This window comes from Streptomyces sp. NPDC018031 (assembly GCF_044327625.1).
In the GTDB taxonomy this organism is placed as follows: domain Bacteria; phylum Actinomycetota; class Actinomycetes; order Streptomycetales; family Streptomycetaceae; genus Streptomyces.
Window position 1 is genome coordinate 101,850 of sequence record NZ_JBIRFT010000011.1, and the last position, 17,302, is coordinate 119,151.

The following is a 17,302-nucleotide window of genomic DNA, read 5'->3' on the forward strand; positions in this document are numbered from 1 at the left end:
TGCGGGGCCGCGGGCACCCGCACCGCACCGCCCCGCGGCGCCGCGACCGGCCCGCCGGCCCCGGGCCCGCCCCGGCGGCCGGTGGCCGCGCGGGCCGGCGTGGTCAGCCCGCCGGGCCGCGGCCCGTGCCCGTGCCCGTGCCCGTGCCCGTGTCCGGGGCCGGGGTCAGTACGACGGGCAGCCGGGGGTAGCCGTTGCCGATGAAGGACGGCTGGCGCCGGAGGGCGTCCGCCCCGGTGGCGAGCCGCAGCTCCGGGAAGCGGCTGAAGAGGGCGGGCAGGGCGACGCGCGCCTCCAGCCGGGCGAGCGGCGCGCCCAGGCAGTAGTGGACACCGTGCCCGAACGCCAGGTGCTGCCGGTCGCCGCGGTCGATGTCGAACCGGTCGGGGTCGGCGTTGACGGTCCCGTCCCGGCCGTGCGCCCCGAAGCCGACGAGGATCAGGTCGCCGCCGCGGATGGTCACGCCCTCGCCCAGGTCGATGTCCGCGGTGGCGTACCGCAGCGGCAGATGCATGATGGGCGGGTGCTTGCGCAGCGTCTCCTCGATGACGTCGTCCCAGCGCCCGGGGTCGGCGAGGGCGGCGGCGAGCTGACCGGGGTGGCCGAGCAGTTCCACGACCGCGTGGTCGATCAGCGACACGGCGGTCTCCGAACCCGCGCCGATCATGAGAATGAGGGTGCTGACCAGCTCCTCCTCGCTGAGCCGGTCCCCGTCCTCCAGATGGGCGGCGAGCAGCACGCTGGTCATGTCGTCGCCGGGGGCGGAGCGCTTGGTGGCGATCAGGGTGTGCATCACGGAGAACAGCTCGTTGCGGATCTCCCCGGCCCGGTGCTCGGAGACGCTGGTGTCCAGCACCGCGTCGATCACGTCCAGCATCCGGGGCCGCTGGTCGTCCGGGACGCCGAAGAGATTGCAGATCACCCGGGTGGGGATCGCGTAGGAGAACGCGGCACGCAGGTCGGTGGTGCGCCCCGGTCCGGCGGCCGCCATGGCGTCCAGCAGATCGGTGACGATGGCCTCGACGGCGGGGCGCATCGCCTCGATCCGGCGGGGCGTGAACGCCCGCCCGACCAGGTCCTTCAACCGCTTGTGGTCGGCACCGTCACTGGTGAACATCGACACCACGTCGACCCAGGCCGCCAGCCACGGTATCGCGAAGGGCCGGTAGCCCGGCCAGCTCCGGCGGGCGTCCTTGGACACATGAGGGTGCGTCAGCAGCGTCCTGGCGACATCGCCCCGGGTGACCGACCAGGCCGTCAGCCGGCTGGGCATCTCCACGCGCACCGCCGGTCCCGCGGCGCGCAGCTCGTCGGCCTGTTGGTACAGCCGGCCGCCGGTGATGTCGAGGGCGATCGGGTCACGGGTCATGTGCGTCCTCCGGTGGGTGCGGCAGCGCGGGCGTCGGCCGGCTGCGGTCGGAAGCGGACGTTCAGCGAGACGGGGCACTGGTGGAACGGGCCGTGCCGGTTGGGCACCCCGGGGTCGGTCAGCTCCAGGTTCCACAGCCGGTCCAGGACCGTCTCGATCGCGGTCTGGGCGATGACCCCGGCCTGGCTGTCGGCCGGGCACCGGTGCGGCCCGGCCGACCAGGCGAGGTGCGCCCGGTTGTCGTAGCCCAGGCCGGGCGGCAGGGCGGGGTCGGTTCCGGTGGCGGCGTGGCTGATCAGGACGGGTACGTCGGGCGGGACCGGCACGCCGTGCAGCATGGTCGCGCGACGGGCGAAGTGCACGCTGAAGTTCGCCATCGGGGACCGGGTCCACAGCACCTTCTCCATGGCGCGCCGCACCGTGACCGTGCCACCGGTGAGGTCGCCCGCGTAGGCGTCGTCCTCCAGCAGCAGCCGCAGCCCGGAGGCGATCCAGGCCGCGGTGGGGATGGTGCCCGCGCCGACGAAGCAGTACAGCTGGTGCAGGATCTCCTCGAAGCCCAGCCCGGCGGGGTGCTGGAGCATCCAGGAGGTGAAGTCCGGCCCCGGATCCGCCGTCTTCGTCTCGATCAGCTCGGCGAGGATGTGCGCGAAGTCGGCGGCCGCCTGCGCCGCCGTCGCACCGGCGCCGATGATGCCCTGGCAGGCGGTGACCATCCGCACCGCCAGTTCGGCGGGGCAGCCCAGGATGTCGGCGAAGACCAGCAGCGGCAGGGTGTCCGCGAAGTCGACCATCAGGTCGGCGCGACCGGCGGGGGCGATGCGGGAGACGAGCCGGTCGGCGTGGGCCTGGGTGGTCTCCAGCAGTTCGTGGATGTCGATGCGCGCCATGCAGTCCTCGAGCGCCACCCGCAGGCGCTCGTGCTCCGCGCCGTCCGCGTAGAGCAGGCTCGGCCGGAAGGCCATCAGCGCCAGGACCGGGCTGTCCGGCGGCACGTCGCCGGAGTTCAGCGCGGCCCACCGGCGGCTGTCCTTGCTGAAGGTCGCCGTGTCGTTGAGCAGCGAGACCGCGGCCCGGTGGCTGGTGACCACCAGCGCGTGCACGGACTCGGCGATCTCGGCCCAGGCGACCGGGCCCGCCGACCGCAACGCGGCGTAGGCCTCCTCCGGCGCCGTGGCGAAGGCGTCCCCGAACAGGCGGGGGACGGCGGCTGCTGCGGTCATCGTGCGGGCTCCAGGCGGGGACGGGCGAGGATGTCGGTGACCAGGGCGATCAGCCCCTCCTTCGCCGAGTGGCGGTGGCGGGCGTCCAGCCACACCAGCGGCCGGTCGTCGGCCATGGTCAGGGAGTCGCGGATCTCGGTGTCGCTGTAGCGGGGGGCGCCCTCGAAGTGGTTGACCGCGACGGTGTACGGGAGCCCCGCCGACTCCAGCAGGTCGATCGCGTCGAAGCTCTGGTCGATGCGCCGGGTGTCGACCAGCACCAGGCCGCCCAGCGCCCCCTCCAGCAGCGACCGCACCATCCGGTGGAAGCGCGGCTGGCCGGGAGCGCCGAACAGGTACAGCACGATGTCCTCGGCCAGGGTGACCCGCCCGAAGTCCATCGCGACCGTGGTGGTGTCCTTGCCGGTCAGCCCACCGAGGTCGTCCACGAGCTCCCCGGCCACGGTCATCCGCTCCTCGGTGTGCATCGGACGGATCTCCGACACGGACCCCACCAGGGTGGTCTTGCCCACCGCGAACGGGCCGAGGACCAGCACCTTCACCGAGCGGGCTCCGGCCGACAGGTAGCGGCGGTCAGAGCTGTTGAAGTCCATGCAACACCCTTCTCAGGAAATCCTCGTCGTGCTGGTGCGCCGCGGGGACGAACGGCGCCCGGGCGACCAGGTGGCCGCTGTCGACGAGATCGGAGACGACGACCTTGGTGACGGCACCGGGCAGTTCGAGGTGGCAGGCGACCTCGGCCACCGAGAGCACGCCCGGCAGGCAGAGGTCCATCACCCGGTACGCCTGCGCCGACAGCCCGGCCAGCGGCATCTTGGGGTCGGCGATGAGCAGCGTGGCCTCGTCCAGCGTGCTCCGCGACGGCCGGGCACGCCCACCGGTGGCGGTGTAGGACCGCACCATGCCGCGCTTCTGGCGCCCCGGCGGGGTCACGCGGTGCCGCTCCGCTCGCGCGCGTCCAGCACCGGACGCATCCCGGCGATCATCTTCAGCGTGGCGGTGATGGCCACCGAGACCTCCTGGCTGAGGGAGTCCCCGCGCACCGACACCCCCAGACCGGTGCGCACCCCCGCGGCGAACAGCAGCACGGTGGCGTCCTTGAGGTCGCTGACCACATGCCGCATGCGCAGCCGGTCGTCCGCCCCGTCGGGCCGGCCGCAGAACGCGCCGAGGTCCGCCTGGAGCGACTTGACACCGCACAGGGCGGCGGCGGTGCGCTCGGCGTCGTCGGTCGGCAGCCCGTCCGAGGCGGCCAGCACCAGCCCGTCGGTGGTGAACAGCAGGGCGTGGACCACTCCCGGCTCCCGGGTCAGGTTGTTGAGGAGCCAGGTCAGGTCCGTTGAGTCGGCGGTGTGCTGATCGGTGCTCATCGGTGGAGTCCTTCGGTGTCGGTGTCGTTCTCGGCGTATCCGGTGCTGAAGGCGCGGCGCATCTGCTCGAAGCCGTCGGCGAGGTCCTCGGTGCCCGCGGTGTCGGTGAGGGCTTCCTGGCTCGGCCCTGACGCCGGCACCGCCGACAACTGCTTCGGCTGCCGTTTGGGGAGTCCGGAGACCGTGGTGAGCGGTGCGCCCGGGGGAGCGGGGTGCCCGGTGCCGGTGCCGGTGCCGGTGCCGGTGCCGGTGGTGGTGGCGGTGTTGGTGGCGGTGTTGGTGGCGGGCGGCGCGGGGGGCGCCTCCAGCGGGGCGTCCGCCGGCTCGTCGTGCTCGGGCGGCTCGCCCATGAGGCCGGTGGGCACCAGCAGCACGGCCTTCACCCCGCCGCTCGCCGAGGGGGCGCCGACGTCCACGCGGAAGCCGTAGTCGTGGATCAGCCGCCCGATGATGGCGAAGCCGAGCTTCCGCTCGTCCTCCAGTGCGGTGACGTCCAGCAGCACCCGCTGCGACAGCAGCCGTTCGGCCTCCGCCAGCTGGAAGGCGTTCATGCCCAGGCCGGTGTCCTCCACCACGATGCGGCAGCCGGCCGGAACCTGCTGCGCGTACACGCTCACCGTGTCACTGGAGTACATGGCCGCGTTGATCATCAGCTCGGCGAGGGCGACGACGATCGGTTCGACCACCCGGCCCTCGACGAACAGTTCGCCGACGTCCGGCCGGTAGGTGTACTCCACCCGGTCGTACGGGCCGACCCGGCCGCGCGCGCTCTCCACGATCTCCCGGAGGGAGGCGTTGGCCCGCTGGGTGCCCGGCCACGACCCGGCGAGGATGCGCAGACGCTGCAGGGTGTGCAGGCTCCGGGTGGCGAAGTGGTCGATCTCGACGAGGCTCTGGTGGTAGGCGCTCGCCTGCGGGTGCTTCCCCAGCTCCTCGTCGATCTTCAACTGGAGCCTGGTCAGGAAGGTCTGCGCCTCGTCCGCCGCACCCCGGACACCCGCGCGGGCCGACCGCGCCACCGCGGACCGGGTCGTCTCCACGGCCTCGCGGACCAGGTCCAGGGCCCGCTGGTGGAGGTCCTGCCACGACGAGTCCTGGAGCAGCGGCTCGGACGGGCCCGGCACCGTCACCCCCGGGTGCCGGCGGACCTCCGCGTCCACCAGCCGCGGCAACCGCTGCTCGACGAGGTTCCGGGTCTCCGCCAGGGCGGCCTGCTGCAGGTCCCGGTCGGTCACCGCCTGCCGCCGCAGCGCCGCGGCCTCCTCGGCGGCGGCCTGCCTGACCTGCCGGACCGACAGCTCGGCGGCGGCCCTGGCCTGGGTCAGCTCGGACTCGGCGGCACGCCTGGCCCGCAGCGCCGCCTGCTTGCCGCGGGTCTGCGCCACCAGCGCGCCGGACGCGGCGACGAGCCCGCCGCCCAGCGCCATCTCGATCAGGACGTTGGCGTTGATCAATGAGAGTCCTTCAGCTGCAAGGGCCAGGCACATGCCGAAGCCGAGGTTGACCGGAGGGTGGGGCCGCCCCTTCCGCGCGAGCGCCGCCGACCGAGGGGCCCCGGTGCCGAAGGCCGCCGGTCCGGGAGGGCGGGGCGCGGGGCGGGCGTGCCGGGAGGCGTCCTCACATCCCGGCAGCCGGCGGCCCCGGGCGGGGGTCGGCCGGGAGTCCGCAGCGCTCCGGCCGGGCCGGCCCGCGCGCGGGCCGGCCGTGACGGGACGGAAGCGGGGCGGAGCGGCGGATGCGCCCGGGGTGCGCCGGATGGTCGGCGGCGGTGCCGGGCGCCCGGGAACGGCTCCGACCGCCCGCGCCGCGCTCCTCGGCGCGGGCGGGTCTCCCCGGCACGTGATGACCACCGGGGCGGGCACCGGGCAACGCCGCGCACACGGCCCGGGCGCGCCCCGGCGTCCGGCGCGACCACCGGTCACCCGGTCCGGCCGCCGGCAGTCCGCGGCAGGGGGCGGCAGAAGACCGGGCCGGGTGACCGCGGTGCGGCGCGCCCCCGGTCCGCCGGCCGGTCCGGGGCTCCGCGGAGCGGGTGACCGAACGGCGGCCCACCGCCCGCGCCGCGCCTGCGCTCACCACCGAGCCGCATCCGAGCCGGCGCCGCCCGGCCCCGGACGTCCGGGGGAGGGCCGGGCATCCGACGGGACCGCCGCCCTCCGCTCCATCGCCGGGATGACGGCGCCGGGGGCCGCTGCCGTCGCGGCCCGGGACGGTAACGGTCCGGACGGACCGGGCCGGGGGTGGCTGGTGCTGCCAGTCATCGGAACTCCGGGGGGCGAGGTCGGGTCGGATCAGGGGACGGCCTGGCCGGGCTCCGGCCGGGTGGGGTTCCCGCGCCACGGGGGCGCCGCGGCCCCGCCGTGCCCGCGCCGCCACCCCGGCCGCGCGGTGTGCCGGTGGACGCCGGGGTCCGCCGCCGGGGCACCGCCGCCGCGGGGGGACGGCCGCCGGCCGGGGGCCGTCGGACCCGCCGTCAGGCTCCGCGGTGCCACCCGCCGTCTCCCCGCCGGGTACGGCCGGGTGGTGTCCGGGGTCAGCGGCGGGCCGGCCGGGCGGAGGACACCCGGGCCGTGCGGGCGGGACCGGCCGAGGCGGTGCCGCGCGGCCGAGGATCGCCCGGCGGGCGGGCACGGAATCACAGGCGGCTCCCTGTCTGTACTGCGGCGGGGACGGCACGGGGCTCCGTCCGGCGCGTGACCGGTCACCGGGGATCCTGCCGTACCGAGCGAACGCCCCCGGCATATTTCGGCCCCGGCACGAGGGTTGCCGGAGGGGGCTCGCGAGGTGTCCCGCAGGCGTCGACGAGACGGCGGTCACACGGCGATCCGGTACCGGCGGCGACGCGGCCGGATGTTCTCCGGGCACTTTCGCCCGGAGAACACCGTGGTGTCTGGGTCGGGGGCGGCCGTACCGCCGGGCCCCCCCGCATCCGTCCGGCGCGGACCCGGGCGCAAGGTATTCGGCGTGATTCCGCTGCCGTGTTCCGCCCCGCCCGCCGTGCTCCGCCGCGGCACGCCTTCCCCGTCCGGCCGGGCACGCATGTGGGCGCCGCCGCGCCCCCGCCTCGCCGGCCGCCGGACGGCCCCCGGCACCCCGTCCGGTGACCGCCGCACCGGCGGGCCGAGCCGGTGGGGCCGCCTCGGCCGGTGACGGGAGCCGCAGGCCGGGCCGGCGGACCGCGGCCCGCCGGCCCGGTCAGGCGGAGTCGAACCCGTCTCCGAGCCGGGCGAGCGCGTCGGCGCCCAGGACGATCCCGAACTCCTCCGCCAGCACCTTCGGCAACTCGTCCCGGGTGATCTTCCGTTCGGTCCGGGTGGCGTCCGGACGGTTGACGGTCCAGGTCGCACCGTCGAGCTTGTCGTGCCGTTCGGCGCTGAACCGCTGGGTGAACAGGCGCTTGGTGAACGGTGAGCGGGGGTGGGTGCCGACGTAGTGGCTGCCGACCACGAAGTCGATCGGGTACTGGGGCAGGAGGGTGAAGGTGTGCCGGTCGACCCAGCCGTCGGGCCCGTACTGCCGCAGCCACCAGTCGTCGATGCCGGAGACGTTCGGCCGTCGCACCATCCGGTACCGCCAGCCGTCGAACTCCGCCTCGGCGCCGTCGGCGAGCTCGACCGGTCCCAGCGGACCGCTGCCGAAGCCGACGTCGCACAGCCAGGTCCGCTCGTCGTCGGCGGCGGTGACGGCGAGGAGGGCGTGGGTGGCCGGCAGCACCTTGTCCGAGTCGAGGGTGACCCGCCCGCTCAACGCGGTGAAGCGGAACCCCAGGCGCTCCAGCACGGCGGCGAACAGCGAGGCGTGTTCGTAGCAGTAGCCGCCCCGTTGCCGGCGGACCAGCTTGTCCTGCACGGACTCCACGTCCAGCAGGACCGGGATCCCGAGCACGGCGTCACCGTTCTCGAACGGTATCGACGTCACGTGCGCGCGCTGCAGCCCGCGCAGCACCGCGAGCGTCGGGGCCCGCTCCCCGGTGTACCCGATGCGCCCCAGGTAGGCATCGAGGTCCAGCAGTTCCCCGCCCCACTCGGTCACACGATCCGCCTGCATCGTCGTTCCTCACTTTCGCTCGTCGCGGGAACGACCGTACGCGAACGGGGTGTTCGCCGGCTTCGGCCGGAGGGCGGTGGGTCCGTGCCCTATCGGTCCTGGTGCTGCGGTCGTACCGCGACCGGGACTTCCGGACCAGGTCCGGCCGGCCGGCCGAGGCCCCCGCCGACGGACCGGTCGAGCGCCTCCAGCAGCCAGTCGTGCAGGGCGCCGAGGGTGGCGGGGTCGCCCGTGACCGCGCCCACCAGTTCCCAGTACCGCCGGATCCGGGGGTCGTGGTCCACGGCGACATGGGTGAGCGGCTCGCGGCCCGACCGGGCGGACAGCGCGCGCCGGAACGCCGCCGTGTCCCGGCTCGCCCGTACCGAGGCGTGCGCCTCGACGAACCGGTCGAGCGCCGGTCCCGGTCCGGGCCGTTCGCCCGCGAGCAGCGCGGGCCGGGCCATCGCGAACGCCTCCCCGACCCCCGCCAGCAGCGCGCCCTCGTCCACGACCGCCGCGCGTCCCGCCCGGGCCCGCAGCCGCCGGGTCAGCGACCGGTCCGCGACCAGGCCGGCCAGTTCGGCGAACGCGAGCACCTGCGCCGGTGTCGGGTCCGCGGGCGGGTCCGGCACGCCCACCGCGAGGAACATGGCGAACACGGCGTCCGGCAGCGGCCCGGAGAACAGCCGCCGCCAGAAGGCGACCAGCGCGTCGGACGCGGCGCGGCCGTTCCCCACCGCGGCGAGCAGCGCGAGGCGGGCGGCCCGGTCGGCCGGGCGGGCCTCCTCGACGGCCCGCAGCGCGGCACGGCGTCAGCCGAGCAGCGCCAACTCCGCGTCCAGCGCCGCCCGCTCGGCGGCCGCCGCCTCGGCCAGCGAGACCCGGCCGGCGAGGACGTCCCGGATCGCGGGCAGCCCCACCCCGAGTCCGCGCAGCCGGCGCACCAGCCGGAGCCGGTCGACGGCCGCCGGATCGAATCGGCGGTGCCCGCCCGCGCTGCGCCGGGATTCCACGATCCCCTCGTCGCAGTAGAAGCGGACGGTGCGCACGGGCACGCCGCTCAGCCGGGCCAGGTCGCCGATCCCCAGCGGCACCCCATCCGATGTGATCTCGGTCACGATGACTGGAACCTCCACCCGACTGCGCTTTCTAGCGTACGAGCACACCACAGGGAGAGGGAACGCCATGAGTACACCCGGCATCGACCGGCTCGCCGAGCAACTGCGGGAGCAGACCACCGCCTTCGCCGCGGCGGTCCACGGCAGGGAGCCGGACGCCCCGGTGCCCACCTGCCCGCAGTGGCGGCTGCGGGATCTCGTCGGCCACATCGGCCAGGCGCACCGGTGGGCGGCGGGGATCGTCGTGAACGGCGCGCCGGACGGCGTCCCGGACCCCCGCGAGGCGGATCCGGGCGCCCCGCCGGAGTGGACCGGGTGGCTGCTCGACGGCGCCGCGCAGCTCGTCGACGCGGTCCGGGGCGCCCCTCCCGGGGCCACCGTGTGGACCTACCTCGGCCCGCGCGGGGCCGACTTCTGGCTCCGCCACATGGTGAACGACACCTGTGTCCACCACGCGGACGCGGCGCTCGCCGCCGGCACCGCCTTCCGGGTCGGCCCCGAGGTGGCGGCCGACGCGATCACCGAGGTGCTGGAACTGCTGTCCGCGCCGGACGCCGCGGCACTCAAACCCGCCCTGACCGAACTCCGCGGCCGGGTCGGGACCCTCCAGCTGTCGCCCCGCGGGACCCCGTTGCCGGGATGGCTGATCACCCTCACGCCGCGCGGGGTGAGCTGGGAGCGCGGTACGGCCGCGGCGGACGCGGTGGTGGCCGGGGAGGCGCAGGACCTGCTGCTGCTGTTCACCCGGCGGCTGCGGGTCGGCGACAGCGCGGTCACGATCACCGGCGACCGGGCACTGGTGGAGCACTGGCTGGCACACACGGCCCTGTGACCGGCCACCCGGCCACCCGGCCGGCCGCCGGGCCGGCCGGGGCGCGGTCGAAGCGTCCGGTGCGGGGCCGGAGCGGGCCGGCGCGCCGCACTCGTGCTCGCCGCCCTCGCCGGGCACGACCCCGCCCCGGCCGCGCGGCGCCGCCGGCCCCCGCTGGACACGGGCGCCGCGCCCGCCGGGGCGGGCGGACGCGGCGGGCCGGCGACAGGCACCGCCAGAGAGACGCGCGCCGCTGGGGTGACGCGCACCGCCGGGGAGACGCGTGCCGGGAATAGCCGGTCCCCGCGGCGGCTTGCCCCAGACATGACCACCACACCGTTCGACCCGCGCACACTCCTCGCGGAGAGCCGGCTCGGAGTCCTCGCGACGATCAAGGCCGACGGCCGCCCCCAGCTCTCCCCGGTCATGCCCTTCTACGACCACGGGGCCGGTGTCCTGCACGTCTCGATGACCGAAGGATCGGCCAAGACGGTGAACCTGCGTCGCGACCCACGCGCCACCCTGGAGGTGACCAGCCCCGACGGCTGGGCGTGGGCCACCGCCGAGGGCACCGCGACCCTCGTCGGTCCGGGCACCGACCCGTACGGCCCCGAGGTCGGGGCACTGGTGGACTACTACCGGACCGCCGCCGGGGAGCACCCGGACTGGGAGGAGTACCGCTCGGTCATGGTGTCCGACCGCCGGGTGCTCATGACGATGACGGTCGACCACGTGTACGGCGCCAGACTGCGCTGACCGCGGCCGGGGAGTCGGCGGGGGCAGCGGTCCGCGCCGAGGTGCGGCCGGCAGCCCCCGCGGTACGGGCACCCGGCGGCCGGCGCGGACCCGGGCGCGCGGCCGGGCGGTGCTCACCGGACCCGGGCCCGTGGGCCGGACCCGGGTCCGGGGCGTGGCCGGTCTCAGCGCGGTCGTCGTCCGGCGGGCGGCCCGGGCCGGTCGCCCGCCGTGCCCGCGCCCGGCGGGGCGGTCCGCGAGCCGCCCGGGGCGCCGCCCTCGGCACCGCAGAACTCGGCCTCCACCAGACTGGCGGGCATCGCCCAGTCGCCGTTGAGGTTGTAGACGAGGGTGTGGCGCCCGTCGACGGTCGAGACGGCCTCCGACAGCGAGCCGATCCAGCCCCCGCTGTGGCCCCACACGGTGGTGCCGCAGCTGGTGCGGTACCTGCTGATGCCCAGGCCGTAGCCGGCCGACGGGTTTTCGGGGTCGGGCACGGTGGTCATCATCGCCTTGAGCTGCGGCGCGGGGAGCAGCCGGCCGCGGAGCAGGGCGCTGAGAAAGCGGCTCAGGTCCCCGGTGGTGGAGATGATGTCGCCCTCGGCCCAGGTCTGGGAGGCGTTCTGCACCGTGACGTCGTAGATCCTCGTCGCCGCGGGGTCCTCCGACAGCGTCGAGTAGGCCCGGCTGCTGGGCCGGGGCATGTGCGCGGTGTCACCGGGCAGGACGGTGCCGCGCAGCCCCAGCGGCTCGACGATGCGCTCGCGGACCTCGTCCTCGTAGGAGTTGCCGCTCACCGCCTCCAGGACCAGCGCGGCCAGGACGTAGTTGGTGTTGGAGTACCGCTGCCCGGCGCCGGGCGCGAAGTACGGCGGGTGGGCCATGGCGACGTCCACCGCCTCCTGCGGGGTCCTGGTGTCGTGACGGTGCTTCAGGAAGCCCGGCGCGAACACATAGGTGTCCAGGTACTCGCGGTCGTCCAGGAAGTCATAGACGCCGCTGGTGTGGTTGAGCAACTGCCGTACGGTGATCCTCCGCCCGTCGTGGCCGTGGCCCCGGACGAGACCGGGCAGCCAGCGGTCCACCGTGTCGTCCAGGTCGAGCCGGCCCTCGGCCTCCAGCTGGAGCAGCACCGTCGCCACGAAGGTCTTGGTGATGCTGGCGACGCGGAACCGGTCCGCCACCCCCCGCGGCTTGCCGGTCCGCAGGTTCCCGACGCCCGCGGCACTGCGCCACACGCCCTCGTCGTCCCGGACCTGGACGGTGATCCCGGGGATCCCGCCCCGTACCACCGCGTCCATCGCCCGCCGGACCGCCTCGTGTCCCGCACCGCCGGTCCGCCGGTCCGCGGCACGGCCGGAATCGGCCCAGGCGGGGGCCGCGAGTAACGAGACGGCCAGCGCCGTCACCGCCAGTCCCGCCGCTCCGGTCCGTGCCGTCCGCCGGGCCGCCGTCCGTCTGTTCCGCACCGGGTTCCCCCCTCGTCCGGGTGGGGCAGGTCGCCCCACGCCCCCGTGCGTCCGCGGCCGCCGCGGACGCGATGCCGGCGTCCCGCCGCGCGGGGCCGTCGGGGATAAGGACTCCGCGCCGCCGGCCCGGGTTGAGCGGGTGCCGACCGGTTTCCGCCGCACCGGGACGGCCACCCCCGCGGTACGAGCGGCCCGTCCGGCATCCGCCGGGGCCGTGCGGGTGGCGGCGGCCCGCCGCGCCGCGGGGGAGGTGCGGGACGGCCGGCGGAAAACCGGTCGACAAGGCCGGCCGGAGGGCGCTGGGATGACCTCCACCCCACCCGATCCCCACCCTCATCCCCGGCCGAATTCTCGGCGGAAGGAGTCGCGTTGCCGCACGCCGCCCGGGAGGACCGTCCCGTCATCGACATGGCACTGGCCCGGCGTCTGGTCGACGCCCGGTTCCCCGACTGGGCCGGCCTGCCGCTGCGGCGGGTGGAACCGGGCGGCTCCGACCACGTGATCTTCCGCCTGGGCCGGGAGCTGTCGGTCCGTCTGCCGCGCCATCCGGGTGCCGCCGGGCAGGCGGTCAAGGAGTCCCGATGGCTGCCGCGTCTCGCCCCGCACCTGCCGCTCGCCGTCCCTGAGCCGGTGGCCGTGGGGTCGCCCGCGTTCGGCTACCCGTGGTCCTGGGCGGTCTCCCGCTGGGTGGACGGCGAGCCGCCGACCGTCGCGGCGCTGGGCGGCTCGGCCCGCTGCGCCCGCGACCTGGCCCGGTTCCTGACCGCGCTGCGGGACTGCCCGACGCGGGACGCCCCGGGCGACTGCCACGTCACCACCGGACTGGCCGAGCGGGACCAGGCCACCCGCGGGGCCATCGCCCGGCTCGCCGGCGTGTTCGACGCGCGGGCCATGACCGGGCTGTGGGAGGCCGCGCTGCGGGCCCCCGCCTGGCACCGCCCTCCGGTGTGGTTCCACGGAGACTTCCACACCGGCAACCTGCTGGCCGCCGGCGGACGGCTGGTGGCGGTCATCGACTTCGGCGAACTCGGCATCGGCGACCCTTCCCGCGACCTGACCATCGCCTTCACCCTGATGTCGGCGGATGCCAGAGCCGTCTTCCGCGCCCGGCTCGGCGTCGACGAGGCCACCTGGACCCGTGGCCGCGGCTGGGCCCTCGCCACCGGCCTGAACGCCTATCTGCACTACGCCGACACCGAGCCACGGGTGGCCGCCCAGACCACCCGGCAGATCGGGCAGGCCCTCCTCGGCTAGGGCGGCGCCGGTCAGGGCACGCCGCGACGCACCCGGCGCCGCACGGCGGGTCCCGGGGGTCCCGGGGCGCCCCGCGTGGGCGAGCCCGGGGCGCGGCGCCGGGCCGGCGGTGGGCTCCGGTGCGGGGGCGCCGCGGCTGCCGTCAGTCCCGGGATCAGTCCGTGAGCTCGGCGGCGTCCACGGTGTCACCGGCGGGCGGCACCCGGACCGTCACCGGCTCGCCGAGCGAAAGGTAGGTGACCGTCACGTCGAACGGGCTGCGCGGGCCGTCACCCCGGACCCGGTACCGCTTGACCCGGTTGTCCTCGTCGACCCACAGGTCCATGACCAGCCGGTGCACACCGGCCCGTTCGTAGCTCCGGAGCCTGGCCTCGCGGCGCGTCCTGGTCTCCGGGTCGGCGTTCCGCAACTTCTCCCGCATCGTGCCGAAGCCGACCGTCCCCCGGTAGTGCGTGGTGCGGATCCCCGCGACGGTGCCGGTCCCGACCCGCCGCACGTCCTCGGAGTCGGTGATCGAGGTCAGCTGGCCGCCGGTGTCCTGCCCGCCCATGCTGGTGAGGGCGTCCACGTCCAGTTTCCTGCCGCTGTACCGCTCCACGGTCGCCAGGTCGGTCTTCAGCCAGCGCTTGCCGCGCATCCCCGACACCTCCCGGCTCCCGGTGTCCGCGTACAGCGCCCCGCCCACCAGCCGCACCTCCACCGGCTCGTGGCGTGCCGGGTCGGGCTCGTGGTTCTTCAGCCACATCGGCGCCGGTTTCCGCGCGCTCACCGCCTGCTCGATGTCGAACGCGGCGTCATTCGGTGTCCTGCCGGTCGCGCGGTAGTGGAACGCCTCGGAGCCGCCGCTCTTCCGGGCGGCCTCCCGTACCGCGAGCAGGTCCGCCGACCCCGGCCGTGCCGCCGCCTTCGTGGTGGGGCCGGTGCCGCCGCCGGCCGCGGCGCCTGACTCCGCGGATCCGCAGCCGGCCGCCCCGGCCAGCAGCAGCGCGGCCACCAGAGCCGTCAGCGACCCCCGGCACGTCTGCCGTACGCGCCCCTCATGGCTCTGTTCACGGCTCTGTCCATGCGCCCACCCCTACGTCCACCACTGATCATCCGCTCGTCGGTTTCCGGACAGTACCGCAGTGGCGGTCGGGGCCCGCGGGCCCCCGTCCCCGGGGCTGCCGGGCGCCCGGACCTCGCGCGCCGGGCCCGGCCCCCGACCTCCTGCGGGCGCCCCGGCGGGACGGCGCGGGGTCAGGGGAGCGCGGGGGCGAGGCGTTTCAGTTCCCGGAGGGTGGGGGCGGTCTCGATGCTCAGGATGCCCGGCAGCGGGCCGATGTGCCGGTCGATGTAGTCGTACAGGTCCGCCGGGGTCCGGAAGACGCCGCTGGCCACCAGGTTGGAGGTGCCGGTGATCGCCGCGGCGAAGGCGATGGCGGAGTGGGTGGCCAGGGCTTCGCCGACGGTGCGCAGATGGGCCGGGGCCACGTTCAGCCAGAGCCGGGTGGTCATGTGGTAGCCGAGCAACTGGGGGTCGAAGTCGACCAGCAGGTCCAGGGCCCCTTCCGCGCGCAGCCGTTCCAGGTGCCGCTGCACACTGGAGGGCGAGCGGCCCGCCGCCGCGCTCAGTTCGGGCAGGGTGGCCCGTCCGTCACGGGCCAGCTCGGCGAAGAGGACACGGTCGGTGGCGTCCAGCGGCAGCGGGGAACGCGCGGAGCCGGAGTCCACCGGGGCCTCGTGCGGCGCGGCGCCGAAGCGGGTGGCGTGCCAGGTGCTGGTCGCGCCGACGAAGATCCGCATCATGCAGTGCGCGCTGACCGAGAGCACCTTCGGGGTGCGCGGGAGCTTCTCCAGCAGCAGGGCGTTCCGTTCGTCGGCGGTGCGGGTGTTGAGCGCGCAGTAGAGCTCGGTGCCGCCGGAGGCGAGGGTGACCCAGCTGGTGTCCGTCCGGCGGGCCAGGGCCTCGGCGATGGTGCCGGCGGCGTCGGGCGTGCAGTGCAGCCGCAGTAGCCAGCGGACCAGGCCCAGACGTGCGGTGTTGGGCTGTCCGACGATGCGCAGACCCATGCCGCGCAGGCGCTGGTAGCGGCGGGCGACGGTCCGCTCGGAGACGTCCAGCTGCCGGGCGATCCGGCTGAAGGGGGCCCGGCCGTCGTGCTGGAGAGCCTCCAGCAGCCGCTGGCCGAGCTCGTCGAGTGCGCCTGGATCCACCGCGCTGCCCCCTTGCTGTGCCGGAATCTCCCATGGCCCAGCCTATGGCTTGGGACCCCGCGGCCGGCACCCGGAAGGTGTGCGGGTCCTTCTACCCCCTCGCCTCCACCGGGAGTTCTTCGTCATGCGTATCTGGGGGCCCTTGGCCGCCGTGTGCCTGGGCACGTTCATGCTGCTCGTCGACGTCACCATCGTGCTGGTGGCGCTTCCGTCCATGTCGGACTCGCTGGGCTCGACACTGACCCAGCTGCAGTGGGTCGCCGACGGCTACGCCCTCGCGGTGGCCGCCGCCCTGCTCGGCGCCGGAATGCTCGCCGATCTGCACGGCCGGCGGCGGGTCTACGCCGCCGGGCTCGTGGTCTTCGCGCTGGCGTCGGTGGCGTGCGCGCTGTCACCGTCCATGGGGTGGCTCATCACGGCGCGGCTGGTGCAGGGCCTCGGGGCGGCCGCGATGTTCACCACCACCCTCTCGCTGATCCGCACCCTGTACTCGGGGCGCCGGCTCGGGCTGGCCCTCGGGGTGTGGGCGGCGGTGGCCTCCAGCGCCTCCGCCCTCGGCCCGGTCCTGGGCGGGCTGCTCACCCAGGCGCTGGACTGGCGGTGGATCTTCTACGTCAACGTCCCGGTCACCGTCCTCGCGCTGCTGATGACCTTCCGCTACATCCCCCGCGATGCCTCGGACCGGGACCCGGCGCGGCGCGTGGACCTCCCCGGCACCGCGCTGTTCGCCCTCGGAGCGGGCGGATTCGTCTTCGCCCTGACCGCGTCCCACGACGACGGGTGGGCCTCCGCCGGCACGCTGGTCCCGCTGGGTGTGGCGCTGGCGGCCTTCGCCGCCTTCGTCGCCGTGCAGCGGCGCGCCGCGCACCCGCTGCTGGACCTCTCGCTGTTCCGCCGGCCCGCGTTCACCGCCGCGATGATCACGATCGCGGTCGGCGAGGGGACGGTCTACGGCATCCTGCCCTACACCTCGCTGTGGCTGCAGTCGGTCCAGGAGCTCTCGCCGATCGGCGCCGGGCTGGTGGTGCTGCCGCACGCGCTCGCCGCGGGCCTGGTGGCGGTGGCGTGCGGCCGGTGGGTGCCCCGGCCCTCCCCGCGGGTGGGTGCCACCCTGGGCCTGGCGCTGGCCGGCCTGGGCGTGGGCACGCAGGGCTTCCTGAGCGCCGACTCCGGCTGGCCCGCCCTGGTCGGCGGCCTGGTGCTGAGCGGGATCGGGATGGGCCTGGTCTTCCAGGTGGCTGCCGCGCTCGCCCTCGGCTCGGTACCGGCCGAGCGCGCCGGGATGGCGTCGGGGGCCTACAGCACCTTCGAACAGCTCGGCTACGCCTTCGGCGTGGCGGTCTTCGGCACCCTGGCCGTGTCCAGCATGCGTCACTCGCTGCGCGGCGAGGTGCCCGACCCGGACACCGCCGCGCAGACCCTGTCCGGTGGCGGGGCCGACACCCTGCTGGCCGCCGTGCCGACCGGGCAGCGTGCCTCTCTCGACCACACGCTGCACACCGTGTTCGCCACCGGCCACAACACCCTCGCCCTGACCGCCGGTGGGGTGGCCCTGGCCGGTGCCCTCCTGGTCCTCGGGCTGACCCGCCGGCCGGGGCGCGCGGCGGCGGGGACTCCGGCGCGGACGGCCGGCGCGGTCCCGGCACCGGAGGAGCGCAAGTCGGTGCCGGCGGCGGGCGAGCGGACGCCGGACCGGCCACCGGTCACCTGACGAAGGACCGCCCGGCCCCA

General features: G+C 75.6%; 16 protein-coding genes. 4 read left to right on the plus strand and 12 right to left on the minus strand.

The window, feature by feature from the left end; translation table 11 throughout:
* Positions 1–103: 103 nt before the first annotated feature.
* The 9 genes from ACH4B3_RS23245 to ACH4B3_RS23285 all read right to left on the minus strand — a co-directional run bounded on the left by ACH4B3_RS23245 (position 104) and on the right by ACH4B3_RS23285 (position 9,109).
* The gene (locus ACH4B3_RS23245; RefSeq protein WP_398465566.1) at positions 104–1,369 is read right to left on the minus strand and encodes a cytochrome P450; all 1,266 of its coding nucleotides are present in this window, start codon (positions 1,367–1,369) and stop codon (positions 104–106) included.
* Positions 1,366–2,592, minus strand: coding sequence for a cytochrome P450 (locus ACH4B3_RS23250; protein WP_398465568.1), 1,227 nt, complete (start codon positions 2,590–2,592; stop codon positions 1,366–1,368). Before ACH4B3_RS23250 ends, ACH4B3_RS23245 begins: the two co-directional genes overlap by 4 nt.
* The gene (locus tag ACH4B3_RS23255; RefSeq protein WP_398465570.1) at positions 2,589–3,185 is read right to left on the minus strand and encodes a GTP-binding protein; all 597 of its coding nucleotides are present in this window, start codon (positions 3,183–3,185) and stop codon (positions 2,589–2,591) included. Before ACH4B3_RS23255 ends, ACH4B3_RS23250 begins: the two co-directional genes overlap by 4 nt.
* Entirely contained in the window at positions 3,166–3,495 is a 330-nt protein-coding gene (locus ACH4B3_RS23260) for a DUF742 domain-containing protein (protein WP_398465572.1), read from the minus strand. The genes ACH4B3_RS23255 and ACH4B3_RS23260 overlap by 20 nt, the downstream gene beginning before the upstream one ends.
* A gap of 26 nt (positions 3,496–3,521) precedes the next feature.
* Complete coding sequence (locus ACH4B3_RS23265; protein ID WP_398465574.1) at positions 3,522–3,962, minus strand: roadblock/LC7 domain-containing protein; 441 nt, start codon at positions 3,960–3,962, stop codon at positions 3,522–3,524.
* Positions 3,959–5,416, minus strand: coding sequence for a histidine kinase (locus ACH4B3_RS23270; RefSeq protein ID WP_398465576.1), 1,458 nt, complete (start codon positions 5,414–5,416; stop codon positions 3,959–3,961). Before ACH4B3_RS23270 ends, ACH4B3_RS23265 begins: the two co-directional genes overlap by 4 nt.
* A 1,741-nt stretch (positions 5,417–7,157) precedes the next feature.
* Positions 7,158–8,009 carry an arylamine N-acetyltransferase gene (locus tag ACH4B3_RS23275; RefSeq protein WP_398465578.1) on the minus strand — a complete coding sequence of 284 codons (852 nt, stop codon included), beginning with the start codon at positions 8,007–8,009 and terminating at the stop codon, positions 7,158–7,160.
* A gap of 89 nt (positions 8,010–8,098) precedes the next feature.
* Positions 8,099–8,728: a hypothetical protein gene (locus ACH4B3_RS23280; protein ID WP_398465580.1), complete on the minus strand. Its 630-nt coding sequence runs from the start codon at positions 8,726–8,728 to the stop codon at positions 8,099–8,101.
* 75 nt (positions 8,729–8,803) lie between these two features.
* Positions 8,804–9,109, minus strand: coding sequence for a MerR family transcriptional regulator (locus ACH4B3_RS23285; protein WP_398465582.1), 306 nt, complete (start codon positions 9,107–9,109; stop codon positions 8,804–8,806).
* Between the two features lie 67 nt (positions 9,110–9,176).
* On the opposite strand from ACH4B3_RS23285, the gene ACH4B3_RS23290 reads away from it, so the two are divergent.
* Entirely contained in the window at positions 9,177–9,941 is a 765-nt protein-coding gene (locus tag ACH4B3_RS23290) for a maleylpyruvate isomerase family mycothiol-dependent enzyme (protein WP_398465584.1), read from the plus strand.
* A 303-nt stretch (positions 9,942–10,244) separates the two neighbouring features.
* Complete coding sequence (locus ACH4B3_RS23295; protein ID WP_398465586.1) at positions 10,245–10,676, plus strand: PPOX class F420-dependent oxidoreductase; 432 nt, start codon at positions 10,245–10,247, stop codon at positions 10,674–10,676.
* Positions 10,677–10,840: 164 nt separating this feature from the next.
* Here ACH4B3_RS23295 and ACH4B3_RS23300 read toward each other — a convergent pair whose 3' ends face one another.
* Entirely contained in the window at positions 10,841–12,124 is a 1,284-nt protein-coding gene (locus ACH4B3_RS23300; RefSeq protein ID WP_398465588.1) for a serine hydrolase domain-containing protein, read from the minus strand.
* Positions 12,125–12,532: 408 nt separating this feature from the next.
* Between ACH4B3_RS23300 and ACH4B3_RS23305 the strand changes: the two genes are divergently transcribed.
* The gene (locus ACH4B3_RS23305; protein WP_398465784.1) at positions 12,533–13,378 is read left to right on the plus strand and encodes an aminoglycoside phosphotransferase family protein; all 846 of its coding nucleotides are present in this window, start codon (positions 12,533–12,535) and stop codon (positions 13,376–13,378) included.
* 154 nt (positions 13,379–13,532) lie between these two features.
* On the opposite strand, the gene ACH4B3_RS23310 is transcribed toward ACH4B3_RS23305, so the two are convergent.
* The gene (locus ACH4B3_RS23310) at positions 13,533–14,372 is read right to left on the minus strand and encodes a DUF1396 domain-containing protein (protein WP_398465590.1); all 840 of its coding nucleotides are present in this window, start codon (positions 14,370–14,372) and stop codon (positions 13,533–13,535) included.
* A gap of 242 nt (positions 14,373–14,614) precedes the next feature.
* On the minus strand, positions 14,615–15,571 hold the full coding sequence (locus ACH4B3_RS23315; protein ID WP_398465592.1) for an Lrp/AsnC family transcriptional regulator: 957 nt from the start codon (positions 15,569–15,571) through the stop codon (positions 14,615–14,617).
* 124 nt (positions 15,572–15,695) lie between these two features.
* Between ACH4B3_RS23315 and ACH4B3_RS23320 the strand changes: the two genes are divergently transcribed.
* Positions 15,696–17,282 (plus strand): MFS transporter, encoded by a 1,587-nt coding sequence (locus ACH4B3_RS23320; RefSeq protein ID WP_398465594.1) that lies wholly within the window; start codon positions 15,696–15,698, stop codon positions 17,280–17,282.
* Positions 17,283–17,302 lie beyond the last annotated feature (20 nt).